A 12,286-nucleotide genomic window follows, 5' to 3' on the forward strand; every position below is an offset into this window, starting at 1 on the left:
TAGGCATTGCCCCCTTGAGGGGGGCGCGCGCAGCGCGGCGGGGGTGCTATCCGTGTAGATCGTCCCGGCGGGCGATTTCGAGCAGGCGCTCGATCTCGTGCCCGTGCACGCGCTGGTTGCGCTTGTGCCACCAGCCGATCAGCCACATGGTGCCGGCCACCAGCAGGCCAAAGGCGGTGATGGCCGCGAAGGCCGACAGCCCCGCGCCGGTGGACGCCGTGTAGAGAGCGCCCAGGCCCAGGATGCAGGCCTGCTCATTGAAGTTCTGCACGGCGATGGAGCGGCCCGCGCCCATGAGGTTGTGGCCCCGGTGCTGCAGCAGCGCGTTCATGGGCACCACCAGGAAGCCGCCCAGGCCGCCCAGCAGCACCAGGAAGGGCGCGGCCACCCAGACGTTGTCGATGAAGTTCATCAGCACCACCAGCAGGCCCATGCCGATGCCCAGGGGGATGACCTTCGTGGCCTGGTCGAGCCGCATGCGCATGGAGGCCACCACCGCGCCCACGGCCGTGCCCAGCGCCACCACGCCCACCAGCGCCGAGGCCTTGGAGGTGCTGTAGCCCAGCGCCACCGCGGCCCAGGCCAGCACGATGTAGCGCAGGTTGCCGCTCACGCCCCAGAACAGCGTGGTGGTGGACAGCGAGATCTGGCCCAGGTGGTCGCGCCAGAGGCGCATGTTGCAGGTCCAGAAATCGGGCAGCAGCACCAGCGGGTTGCGCGGCATGGGACGCGGCGTCACGCCGGTGAGCGGGATGCGCAGGTTGAAGGCCGCGGCCAGGATGTAGAGCACCACCAGCATGGCGATGGCGGCGGCCGGGCCGTGGTGGATGCCGGGGATGTGCAGCGCCAGCAGCCACGACGACAGGGTGGGCCCCACGAGCTGGCCGCCCAGCAGCACGCCCAGGATGATGGAGGCGATGGTCAGGCCCTCGATCCAGCCATTGGCCTTGACCAGCTGGGACGGTGGCAGCAGCTCGGTGAGGATGCCGTACTTGGCCGGCGAGTACGCCGCCGCGCCCAGGCCCACCAAGGTGTAGGCCAGCAGTGGGTGCACGCCCACCAGCATGAGCAGGCAGCCCACCACCTTGATGGCGTTGCTGATGAACATGACCTGGCCCTTGGGCCGGGCGTCGGCGAAGGCGCCCACGAAGGGCGCCAGCAGCACGTAGAACAGGGCGAACATGGGCACCAGCGCCGCGCTTTGCCATTCGTGCGCGTTGCGGTGGCGCAGCAGCTCGATGGCGGCGACGAACAGCGCGTTGTCAGCCAGGGAGCTGAAAAACTGCGCCGTCATGATGGTGTAGAAGCCGCGCTTCATGGCGATGAATCGGTTTGCTTGCCTGCCAGGATGAAGCGCCTATCGACGGACACCCCACACGTTTGTGCGACAGTTTGAGGCTTGTCTCCGTGAGGTGGCGCGGGTTATAGCACGCGTGTGCGCAGGCGCCGCCGGAAGGCCACCCCGCCGCTCGGACTGGATTTCCCTTCTTGACTTTTCTCACGCCATGCCCCGCCCCATCCTGGCCACCGTGCACACCGGCGCCTTGCGCCACAACCTCGGCATCGCGCGCGAGCGCGCCCCCGACGCCCGCGTCTGGGCGGTGGTCAAGGCCAATGCCTATGGCCACGGCATCGAGCGCGCCTTCGAGGGCCTGCGCGGCGCCGACGGCTTCGCCCTGCTGGACCTGGCCGAGGCCGAGCGCCTGCGCGCCCTCGACTGGCGCGGTCCCATCCTGCTGCTCGAAGGCGCGTTCGAGGCGCGCGACCTGGAGCTGTGCTCGCGCCTGAACCTCTGGCACGCGGTGCACTGCAATGAGCAGATCGACTGGCTGGCCGCGCACAAGACCCAGCAGCCGCACAAGGTCTTCCTCAAGCTCAACAGCGGCATGAACCGCCTGGGCTTCACGCCCGCGGCTTACCGCACGGCCTGGGCGCGGCTCAATGCGTTGCCGCAGGTCGAGGAAATCGGCCACATGACGCACTTCAGCGACGCCGACGGCGCGCGCGGCATTGCGCACCAGGTGGCGCTGTTCGAGCAGGCCACCGACGACCTGCCCGGCGAGCGCACGCTGGCCAACAGCGCGGCCATCCTGCGCCACGCGCGCGGCGCCCTGCGCGGCGCCGGCTCGCTGGCGGCCGACTGGGTGCGCGAAGGCATCGCGCTCTACGGCAGCGCGCCCGACTTCCCCGAGCACAGCGCCGCGCACTGGGGCCTGCGGCCCACCATGACGCTGTCCACCCGGGTGATCGGCGTGCAGCAGCTGCAGGCCGGCGACACCGTCGGCTACGGCTCCACCTTCACCGCCGACGGGCCCATGCGCATCGGCGTCGTCGCCTGCGGCTACGCCGACGGCTACCCGCGCCACGCGCCCAGCGGCACGCCGGCGCTGGTGGACGGCCAGCGCACGCGCACCCTGGGCCGCGTGAGCATGGACATGCTCACCGTGGACCTGAGCGGGCTGCCCGAGGCGGGCATCGGCAGCGAGGTGGTGCTCTGGGGCCGCGCCGGCAACGGTGCGCTGCTGCCGGTGGACGAAGTCGCGCACGCGGCCGGCACCATCGCCTACGAGCTGCTGTGCGCGGTGGCGCCGCGCGTGCGCTTCGAGGCCGCCGACTGAGCGGCCCGGGCGCGACGAACCGGCTCCAATCCCCATGAACCGGCGCCGCGCCCCCCACCCGCTGCTGCGCCCCTTCGTGCGCGAGGTCTGGAGCTGCGCGGCCGGGCCCGCGGGCGAGGCGCAGGCGCGCATCGAGCGCCTGCTGCCCAGCGGGCTCATGCACCTCGTGCTGCGGCTGGACGACGTGCCGGTGCGCCTGCTGCGTTCGCCCGACGACCCCCTGGGCGAGCCGCTGGCCCCCGCGGTGCTCGGGGGCGCGCGCACCGCGCCCTACCTCAAGCGCCTGCGCGCCCGCTCGGCCAGCGTGGGCGCCACGCTGCTGCCCGGTGCCGCGCAGTGGCTGTTCGGCCTGGACGCGGACGCCGTCACCGGCCGCCACGTGCCGCTGGAGGCCCTGCTCGGCGCCGAGGCGCAGCGGCTGCGCGAGCGCCTGCTCGAGGCCCCGAACGTGGACGCGCGGCTTGCGCGGTTCGAGGCCTGGCTGCTGGCGCGCCGCCCGCCGGTGCCGGGCCAGGCCGGCGCGCTGGCGCGGCTGCTGCGGCAATCGCCCTCCGTGGGCGCGGCGGTGCGCGCCAGCGGCCTGGGCCGGCGCCGCTTCGAGCGGGCCTTTCTGCAGGCCACGGGCCTGAGCCCCAAGGCCTGGCAGCGCGTGCGCCGCTTCCAGCGGGCGGTCGGCGCCCTCGCCGCCGCCGACGCACCCGCGCCGGCCGAGCTGGCCGCCGCGCTGGGCTACAGCGACCAATCGCACCTCATCCGCGAATTCCGCGCCATGGCCGGCCTCACGCCCGGGCGCTTTCGCGCGCTCGCGCCCGAGGAGCCCAACCACCTGCCCCTGGACCCGCCCCGCCGGGGCTGAGCCGGCGGCGCGAACAATTTCTTCTATACGCGGCGTGCCACGACCGGCACAGTGCGGGGGGCCTACCGCTGTCCACGGGAGCCGCCCATGCGCATTGACGAAACCTACGCCTACCTCTGCGTGCACGACACGGCCGCCGCCATTCATTTTTATGGCAAGGCCTTCGGCGCCACCGAAAAGTTCCGCCTGGTCGAGCCCTCGGGCCGCATCGGCCACGCCGAACTCGCCTTCGGGCCCCACACCGTGATGCTGTGCGACGAGTTCCCCGAGTGCGGCATCCGCAGCGCGCGCAGCCTGGGCGCCACGCCGGTCACCCTGCACCTGCACGTGGACGACGCCGACGCCATGCTGGCCCAGGCCGTGGCGGCCGGCGCCACGCTGGAGCGCGAGGCCAGCGACGCGTTCTACGGCGAGCGCAGCGGCGTGGTGCGCTGTCCCTTCGGCCACCGTTGGCTGATCGGGCACGCCATCGAACAGGTGACCCCCGAGGAAATGCAGCGGCGCTACACGGCCTTGTTCAACTGATCGCGGCGGGGCACGCACGCGGGGCCTGGCACGGCGCGGCGCCCGCGGGCCAGAAAACCCTCAGCGTGTGGCGCGCCAGGGCCAAGGTCGCGCCCTTGCTCAGCGCCCCGGCGAGCATTCCTTGAAGCCGTAGCGTTCGCAGAAGGGGTTGCCCAGCACCGGCAGCCAGCGCGGAATGTCGTGGAAGTCGCGCGCCACGGCGGCCAGCACCCGCTCGCGGTAGGGCGCGAAGCGAAAACCCTCGCCGTCGACGTACCAGAAGCGCGCGCCATCCACCACGAAGGCGTGCTTGCTCACGCGCTCGAAGTAGGGCGCGTAGTTCGCGAGATCGGGCTCGTCGTAGTGGAAGACGCGGATCGGCTGGCCGTCGTAGCGGCGGAAATCGATCACCTGGTCGTCCTGGCGCGCGTGGTGGCGGCCCGGGCCGAACACCGGCACGTACTGGCCGTGGCGAAAGGCCAGCATGGCCGCCGGGTTGTAGGCCTGGGCCATGAGCGTGGCCCCGGCGGGCAGGCCCTGGCGCAGGCCGGCGACCACCGCGGCGTTCTCGCGCAGGAACACCGCGCGATCGGCCCATTTCGTTTGGGCGAACCACGCCACCGGCGCCAGCGCGATCGCCAGCACCACCACCAGGTGCGGCAGCGACAGCGCCGCCGTGTAGCCCAGCAGGCGGCGCAGCGGGCGCACCTCGCAGCGCAGCCCGGCCCAGACCACGAACACCGGCACGAAACCCAGCACCCAGTGCAGGCCGATGGTGCGGCGCGTGGCCAGCAGGGCGAACACCACGAAGGGGAAGATCCACAGCACCGCGAGCGTGGTGCGCGCGCTGGCGCTCACGCCGGCGGGCGCGCGCGAGCGCGCGGCACGCCACAGCCACCAGGGCGTCACCAGGTACAGCGCCATGCCGACGTAGGTGAGGAAGGTCTCCAGCGACCAGGCCGAGGCTTCGTTGCGGTTGAAGACGTTGAACATCACGTGGCTCCAGCCGTGCGTGGCGTTCAGGTACAGGTTGGCGCCGATGGCGGGCAGCGCGGCCACGAACACCAGCACGGGCGCCCACCAGCGCTCGCGCCGCCAGCCCCAGGCGTGGGCCGCGTAGGCAAAGCCCAGCAGGGCCGCGAAGTACTTGCCGAAGAAGGCCGCGCCCAGCAGGGCGCCGCTGAGCAGGTACCAGCCGGTGCCGCGCCCGCTGGTGTCGGCGCGCACGTAGGCCCAGAACGACAGCGCCATGAACAGGATCAGCGGCGTGTCGGTGGTCACCAGCACGAACAGCCAGCTCCAGGGCAGGGCCAGGTAGACGGCGCCGGCGAGCCAGGCCTGGGCCTCGCGTTCCTCCGGCAGCAGGCGGCGCAGCAGGTCCACCACCAGCAGGGCGATGGCGCTGGTCACCAGCAGCGTGGCGCTGCGCAGCACCAGGGGCGCGTCGCCGCCGATGGCGCGCAGCAGCGCGATCAGCCAGCCCACCAGCGGCGGGTGGTCCGAGTAATGCCAGGCCGGGTGCGCGCCCCACTGGTAGAAGAAGGCCTCGTCGCCCGTGAAGGGAAACACCGCGGCCAGGAACACCTTGAGCAGCAGCGTGAGGCCAAAGGCCCACCAGAAAAGGCGGCGCGCGGCCGCGAGGGAGTTGTTGTCGGCTTTCATCGTCGGGTATCGGCGGCGCGCATGGGAGGCGGCCGGGCGCCGATCATGCCCGAGCGGAGAGGGCCAGCAGGCTCACGCCAACCACGATCAGCGTGCAGCCGGCCACGCGCAGCCACGAGAAGGGCTCGCCCAGCCACAGCACGCCCAGCAGCATGGTGACCACGAAGCCCAGGCTCACCAGCGGGTAGGCCAGCGACACGTCGAGCCGCGACAGCACCCACAGCCAGAGCACGGCGCTGGCGCCATAGAGCAGGAGGCCCAGCCAGACCATGGGGCTGGTGAAGGCCTGCACGTAGGTGCCGGCCACGTCGGCGCCGCCGGGGCCCAGGCCGCGCTTCATGGCGAGCTGCGCCGCCGAGGACAGGAGCACGCAGAGCAGCGCGAGCAGCAGGGCGAGGGATTTCATAGGTGGGGCTGCCAGCCGATGGTGGCCGCCAGGCCGATGCCGCCCATCACGAACAGCGTGGCCCAGCTGAAGGGGTCTTTCAGCGCGAAGGCCAGCGGGTCTTCGCCGTGGAGTTCGCGCCGGCCGGTCTTGAACCAGATGCGCATCACCCACATCAGCAGAACCGGCGCGGCGGCCCACAGCCAGTCGGGCTGGGCGTAGAGCGCGCGGCTGTTGGGCGAGTCGATGTAGAGCGTGAGCACCAGCACCGACATGAAGCCGCTGGCCATGCCCATGGTGCGCAGCGTGGCCAGGTCGCGCGGCTGGTAGCCGCGGCCGGGCGCGGGCGCCTGGTGCGCGTCCACCGCCTCTTCCAGTTCGGCGCAGCGCTTGACCAGCGCCAGGCTCAGGAACAGGAAGATGGAGATGGCCAGCAGCCAGTTGGACAGGTCCACGTGCCCGGCCAGCGCGCCGGCGCCGATGCGCAGCGTGTAGAGCGTGGCCAGCAGCAGCACGTCGAACAGCGGGATGCGCTTCCAGCGCAGCGAGTAGCCCAGCGTCAGCGCGGTGTAGAGCAGCAGCGCGCCGGTGAAGGCCTGGCCGACCCAGGCGGCCAGTGCGAAGGCGGCCAGCAGCATCGCCGCGCCAATGGCCACCGCGGCGCCGATGCCCAGCGTGCCCGCCGCCAGCGGGCGCAGGCGCTTGAGCCGGTGCGCGCGGTCATTGGGCAGGTCGAGCAGGTCGTTGACCAGGTAGGTGGCCGAGGCGCAGAGCCCGAAGGCAACGAAGGCCACGAACAGCGTGAGCCACAGCGAGGGGTCGGTGGTGTGCGCCGCCAGCAGCGGCACGAACAGCAGGCCGTTCTTGGACCACTGCTTGAGGCGGATCGCGCGCAGCACGGTCTTGGGTGTGAGCGGCCGCCGTTCGAAGACGCGGGCGGGCGCCTGCGCGGCCTGCAGGCGCCGCAGCACGCCGGCCGGCGCGTTCACCGCGATGGCCTGCGCGCCGCCGGCCCAGACGGGCAGGTCGTCGGCGCTGTTGCCCGCGTAGGCCCAGCGCTCATGGCCCGCGGCGCGCGCGTGCGCGGCGATGGCCTCGCGCTTGTGGGCGCGGCTCAGGTTGGGGCCGCCGTCCTCGGTGGCCAGCACGCCGCTGAACACGCCCAGGTGCTCGGCCACGCGCCGCGCCACGCGCGCGTCGGCGGCGGTGGCCAGCACCAGGGTGCGGCCGCGCGCGTGTTCGGCGCGCAGGAACTCGATGAAATCCGCGCGCCAGGGCAGGCGCTCGGGCTCGGGCAGCACGGCGTCGGCCAGGGCGCGCTTGAAGCCGGCCTTGCCACGCGCCAGCCAACCCACCATGCGCAGCAGGTTCAGCGGATGGCGGCGCGCGAACAGCACGATGGATTCGTGCAGGGTGTCGCTCGGCGTGAGCGAGCCGTCCAGGTCCACATAGAGGGGACAGTCGTCCAGGGGAGGGTTGTGCATCGGGCCTGTGCTGCGGGTCTCGGGCGATTCTAGGGGCCGCCCGCGGCGGCCTCAGGCGCCCGTCAGCCAGCCCCAGCCGCGCTGCGCCAGATCGATCGCGAGCTGGCCGAAGGCCAGGGTGTAGGCGATGGCGGCGGCGCCGGCCAGGGTGGAAGCCGCCAGCGCCAGGCCGTCGCGGAACAGCCAGCCCAGGCCCAGCAGCACCAGGCTGGCGCTGGGCAACACGTTGCCGAAGGGCAGGGGCAAAAAGATGATGGCCGCCATCGCCGCGATCCAGGCGCCCCACCAGCCGCGCGTGCGCTCGTGCCGCCAGGCCTGCCAGCGCGGGCCCAGCCAGCGGTCGGCGAGGGCGTACAGCCAGGCCAGGGCGTGCAGGCTGCGGCGCGACCATTGTTCGTTCAGGGTGAAGCCGCCCAGCGCGCCCGGCAGGGCCACGCGCTCCCGGCCGCGCGCCCAGGACCAGCCCAGCGCGGCGATGAAGAAACTCACGAACCAGCCCGCGCCGCCCACCGGGATGAGGGTGAACAGCGAGAGCACCATCACCAGCACCGGCAGCGAGGCCTCGCCGTGCAGGTTCAGCAGCTCGGCCAGCGTCAGGCGCAGCGGGGCGGTTTCGTCGGGCTTGTGCGAGCCGCCCAGGCCGTGCGCGCGCCAGCGCCGTTCCTGGCGGATGGCGGCGCGGCGCAGGCGGCGGGCGAGGCTGTGGTCCATGGGGCGGGCAGATGCTGGTGTCCCTGCATGACCCGCTGACGACAGCGGGGTTCCCCGCGCCCGGCGGGCGCCTGCCTCAGGCCAGGGCCGGTTCGGGCGCGCCGAGCGGGCTGCGCGGCGACACCAGCACCGCGTCGCCCTCGCGCAGGCCCAGGGAGTGGAACTGGGCCGTGCCCAGGCGGGCCTCGATCAGGTCGTGCGCGCCGGACTCGGGCTCGAGTTCGAGCCGCACCACCGGGTCGAGCACCAGCGCGCGCCGCAGCGTGGCCACCACGGCGCCGCGCGTGTCGGTGCCGGGCAGCAGGCGCCGCACCTCCAGCTCGTGCGGGCGCAGCGGGCGCGTGCCGTCGCCCACCAGCGGCACGCCGCCGAGGAAGCGCGCCACGAAGGGCGTGGCCGGGTGTTCCCAGACCTCGCGCGGCGAGCCCACCTGCTCGATGCGGCCGCGGTTCATCAACACCACGCGGTCGGCCACTTCCAGGGCCTCTTCCTGGTCGTGCGTGACGAAGATGCTGGTGACGTGCAGTTCGTCGTGCAGGCGGCGCAGCCAGCGGCGCAGTTCCTTGCGCACCTGGGCGTCGAGCGCGCCGAAGGGCTCGTCGAGCAGCAGCACCTTGGGCTCCACCGCCAGCGCGCGCGCCAGGGCGATGCGCTGGCGCTGGCCGCCCGACAGTTGCGCGGGGTAGCGGTCGGCCAGCCAGTCGAGCTGCACCAGCTTGAGCAACTCGACCACCTTGGCCTGGATCTGCTTGTCGCTCGGGCGCTCGCCGCGCGGCTTCACGCGCAGGCCGAAGGCCACGTTCTCGGCCACCGTCATGTGGCGAAACAGCGCGTAGTGCTGGAACACGAAGCCCACGTTGCGCTCGCGCACATGCACGTGGGTGCTGTCCTCGCCGCTGATGACGATCTGGCCAGCGTCGGCCGTTTCCAGGCCCGCGATGATGCGCAGCAGCGTGGTCTTGCCGCAGCCCGAGGGGCCCAGCAGGGCGAGCAGCTCGCCGCTCTGGATGTCGAGCCGGATGTTGTCCAGCGCGTGGAAGCTGCCGAAGTGCTTGGAGATGTTCTGGACGTTGATGCTCATGGTGAAACCTTCGCGCTGCGCGCTGCGGTGCGAGTGCCTTCGGGCGGCCGTGCGGCACTCATGTGGACGCTCCTGCGAGGGAGGTGTCGTTGCGGGGCCGCTCGGGCGGCCGTTCGGCCAGGGCCTTGAGTTCACGCTCCATGCGCCACTCGGCCACGGTCTTGATGACCAGGGTGACCAGCGCCAGCAGGGCCAGCAGAGAGGCCACGGCGAAGGCGGCCACCGACTGGTACTCGTTGTAGAGGACCTCCACGTGCAGCGGCATGGTGTTGGTCTGGCCGCGGATGTGGCCCGAGACCACCGAGACCGCGCCGAACTCGCCCATGGCGCGCGCGTTGCACAGGATCACGCCGTAGATCAGACCCCACTTGATGTTGGGCAGCGTGACGTGCCAGAAGGTCTGCCAGCCGGTGGCGCCCAGCACCTGCGCCGCCTGTTCCTCGTCGTTGCCCTGGGCCTGCATCAGCGGGATGAGCTCGCGCGCGATGAAGGGGAAGGTGACGAAGACGGTGGCCAGGACGATGCCGGGCACGGCGAACACGATCTTGATGTCGTGCTCGGCCAGCCAGGGGCCGAGCCAGCCCTGCGCGCCGAAGACCAGCACATAGATCAGGCCCGCCACCACCGGCGAGACGGAGAACGGCAGGTCGATCAGCGTGGTGAGGAAGGCCTTGCCGCGGAACTCGAACTTGGCCACGGCCCAGGCCGCGGCCACGCCGAACACCAGGTTCAGCGGCACCGCGATCGCGGCCGTGAGCAGCGTCAGGCGGATGGCGGCCCAGGCGTCGGGCTCCTTCAGCGCTTCCCAGTAGGCCTCCCAGCCCTTGCGCAGCGCCTCGGTGAACACCGCGGCCAGCGGCAGCACCAGGAACAGCGCCATGAACGCCAGGGCGATGCCGATCAGCGTGCGGCGCACCCAGGGCGCCTCGGTACGGGCCAGGCTCATTCGAAAACCTCCGCGCTGCGCGCTGCGGTGCGAGCGCCCTTCGGAACGGCCGTGCGTGCGCTCATGCCATCGCCCCCCCGGAGCGCTTTCGCTGCCAGGCTTGCAGGGCGTTGATGACCAGCAGCAGCACGAAGGAGATGCCCAGCATCACCGAGGCCACGGCGGTGGCGCCCGCGTAGTCGTACTGCTCCAGCTTGGCGATGATGATCAGCGGCGTGATCTCCGACACCATGGGCATGTTGCCGGCGATGAAGATCACCGAGCCGTACTCGCCCACGGCGCGCGCGAAGGCCATGGCGAAGCCCGTGAGCAGCGCGGGTGCGATGCTCGGGAAGATCACGCGCGAGAAGGTCTGCCAGCGCGTGGCGCCCAGGCTGGAGGCGGCTTCCTCCAGCTCCTTCTCGGTGTCTTCCAGCACCGGCTGCACGGTGCGCACCACGAAGGGCAGGCCGATGAAGATGAGCGCGATGACCACGCCGTTGGGGTTGAACGCCAGCTGGATGCCCAGCGGCGCGACCACCTGGCCCACCCAGCCGTTGTCGGCCAGCAGCGCGGTGAGCGAGATGCCGGCCACGGCCGTGGGCAGGGCGAAGGGCAGGTCCACCAGGGCGTCGACGATCTTCTTGCCCGGGAAGCTGTAGCGCACCAGCACCCAGGCCACCAGCAGGCCGAACACCACGTTGACCAGTGCCGCGATCAGCGAGGCGCCGAAGCTCAGCCGGTAGGCGGCCAGCACGCGCGGCGAGGCCACGGCGTCCCAGAACTGCGCCCAGCTCATGGAGAAGGTCTTGAAGACCAGGGCCGAGAGCGGGATCAGCACGATCAGGCTCAGGTAGAGCAGGGTGTAGCCCAGGGTGATGTTGAAGCCCGGCAGCACGCGGCGCGTGGGGCGCCGCGCGCCGGGGGCTGCCTGCAGGGGCAGCGTGGCGGCGGTCATGGTTCAGCGGGCCGTGTAGATCTGGTCGAACTGGCCGCCGTCGTTGAAGTGCACCTTCTGCGCGTCGGCGAAGGAGCCGAAGTACTGCTCGACGGTGAACAGCTTGATGGGCTTGAAGACGTCGGCGTGCTTCTTGAGCACCGCTTCCGAGCGCGGCCGGATGTTGTGTCGGGCCGCGATCTCCTGGCCCTGCTCGCTGTAGAGGAAGTCGAGGTAGGCCTTGGCCTGGGCGGCCGTGCCCTTCTTGTTCACCGTGCGCTCGACGATGGCCACCGGGTTCTCGGCCACGACGCTCGCGCTCGGGTGCACGGCGTCCACCTTGCCGGCACCGAACTCCTTGTTCACCGACACCACCTCGGACTCGAAGGTGATCAGCACGTCGCCGATGTTGCGTTGCAGGAAGACGCCGGTGGCGTCGCGCCCGCCGCGCGCCAGCACGGGCACGTTGGCGTAGAGCTTCTTCACGAACTCGGCGGCCTGCGCGTCGCTGCCGCCCTTGGCGCGCACCTGGCCCCAGGCGGCCAGGTAGGCGTAGCGGCCGTTGCCGCCGGTCTTGGGGTTGACCACCACGACCTGCACGCCGGGCTTGATGAGGTCGTCCCAGTCCTTGATGTTCTTGGGGTTGCCGTTGCGCACCAGGAACAGCATGGTGGAGGTGGTGGGCGCGGCGTTGTGCGGGAACTTCTGGCGCCAGTCCTTGGCGACCACGCCCTTGTCGGCCAGGAAGTCCACGTCGGTGGTGGTGTTCATGGTGACCACGTCGGCCTCCAGGCCGTCGGCCACGGCGCGCGCCTGGGCGCTGGAGCCGGCGTGCGACTGGTTCACCACCACGGTCTTGCCGGCCTTCTTCTGCTGTTCGACGAAGGCGCTGTTGATGTCCTTGTAGAACTCGCGCGCCACGTCGTAGGAGACGTTGAGCAGCGGGGTGGTCTGGGCCGAGGCCAGCGTGCTCAGGGCCAGGCCCAGGGCGGCGGCGGTGGTGCGCAGTGCGGTTGTCATGGTCGAAAACTCGGGGCGTTTGGGAAGCGGGAAGGGCATTCTGGAAGTGCTCTTCACAAATACAAACGACAGTTTTCTTGTTTCTTTATGCCGTTGCGGCATG

General features: G+C 71.5%; 12 protein-coding genes. 3 read left to right on the plus strand and 9 right to left on the minus strand.

The window, feature by feature from the left end:
• Positions 1 to 46: 46 nt before the first annotated feature.
• A complete protein-coding gene (gene lplT / locus BHU06_RS15810) occupies positions 47 to 1,318 on the minus strand; it encodes a lysophospholipid transporter LplT (protein WP_070400172.1) in 1,272 nt (423 codons plus the stop codon).
• A 187-nt stretch (positions 1,319 to 1,505) separates the two neighbouring features.
• Here lplT and alr point away from each other — a divergent pair, with 187 nt between their 5' ends.
• From alr to BHU06_RS15825, 3 genes are all read left to right on the plus strand, one after another.
• Positions 1,506 to 2,618 (plus strand): alanine racemase, encoded by a 1,113-nt coding sequence (gene alr / locus BHU06_RS15815; protein ID WP_070400173.1) that lies wholly within the window; start codon positions 1,506 to 1,508, stop codon positions 2,616 to 2,618.
• A 34-nt stretch (positions 2,619 to 2,652) separates the two neighbouring features.
• A complete protein-coding gene (locus BHU06_RS15820; RefSeq protein WP_083293269.1) occupies positions 2,653 to 3,474 on the plus strand; it encodes a helix-turn-helix domain-containing protein in 822 nt (273 codons plus the stop codon).
• Positions 3,475 to 3,561: 87 nt separating this feature from the next.
• Positions 3,562 to 3,999, plus strand: coding sequence for a VOC family protein (locus BHU06_RS15825; protein ID WP_070400174.1), 438 nt, complete (start codon positions 3,562 to 3,564; stop codon positions 3,997 to 3,999).
• Between the two features lie 99 nt (positions 4,000 to 4,098).
• Here BHU06_RS15825 and BHU06_RS15830 read toward each other — a convergent pair whose 3' ends face one another.
• From BHU06_RS15830 to BHU06_RS15865, 8 genes are all read right to left on the minus strand, one after another.
• Positions 4,099 to 5,640 carry a glycosyltransferase family 39 protein gene (locus BHU06_RS15830; RefSeq protein ID WP_070400175.1) on the minus strand — a complete coding sequence of 514 codons (1,542 nt, stop codon included), beginning with the start codon at positions 5,638 to 5,640 and terminating at the stop codon, positions 4,099 to 4,101.
• Positions 5,641 to 5,683: 43 nt separating this feature from the next.
• Entirely contained in the window at positions 5,684 to 6,046 is a 363-nt protein-coding gene (locus tag BHU06_RS15835; RefSeq protein WP_070400176.1) for a multidrug efflux SMR transporter, read from the minus strand.
• Positions 6,043 to 7,509 carry a UbiA family prenyltransferase gene (locus tag BHU06_RS15840; RefSeq protein ID WP_070400177.1) on the minus strand — a complete coding sequence of 489 codons (1,467 nt, stop codon included), beginning with the start codon at positions 7,507 to 7,509 and terminating at the stop codon, positions 6,043 to 6,045. Before BHU06_RS15840 ends, BHU06_RS15835 begins: the two co-directional genes overlap by 4 nt.
• Before the next feature lie 51 nt (positions 7,510 to 7,560).
• Positions 7,561 to 8,220, minus strand: a complete 660-nt coding sequence (locus BHU06_RS15845) for an exopolysaccharide biosynthesis protein (protein ID WP_070400178.1) — start codon at positions 8,218 to 8,220, stop codon at positions 7,561 to 7,563.
• Between the two features lie 76 nt (positions 8,221 to 8,296).
• Positions 8,297 to 9,301 carry a sulfate/molybdate ABC transporter ATP-binding protein gene (locus BHU06_RS15850; RefSeq protein ID WP_070400179.1) on the minus strand — a complete coding sequence of 335 codons (1,005 nt, stop codon included), beginning with the start codon at positions 9,299 to 9,301 and terminating at the stop codon, positions 8,297 to 8,299.
• A 58-nt stretch (positions 9,302 to 9,359) separates the two neighbouring features.
• Positions 9,360 to 10,247, minus strand: coding sequence for a sulfate ABC transporter permease subunit CysW (cysW, locus tag BHU06_RS15855; RefSeq protein ID WP_070400180.1), 888 nt, complete (start codon positions 10,245 to 10,247; stop codon positions 9,360 to 9,362).
• Between the two features lie 61 nt (positions 10,248 to 10,308).
• The gene (cysT, locus tag BHU06_RS15860; RefSeq protein ID WP_070400181.1) at positions 10,309 to 11,184 is read right to left on the minus strand and encodes a sulfate ABC transporter permease subunit CysT; all 876 of its coding nucleotides are present in this window, start codon (positions 11,182 to 11,184) and stop codon (positions 10,309 to 10,311) included.
• Between the two features lie 3 nt (positions 11,185 to 11,187).
• Positions 11,188 to 12,183: a sulfate ABC transporter substrate-binding protein gene (locus BHU06_RS15865; protein WP_070400322.1), complete on the minus strand. Its 996-nt coding sequence runs from the start codon at positions 12,181 to 12,183 to the stop codon at positions 11,188 to 11,190.
• Positions 12,184 to 12,286 lie beyond the last annotated feature (103 nt).

This window comes from Hydrogenophaga sp. PML113, from assembly GCF_001777155.1.
GTDB lineage: Bacteria > Pseudomonadota > Gammaproteobacteria > Burkholderiales > Burkholderiaceae_C > Hydrogenophaga > Hydrogenophaga borbori.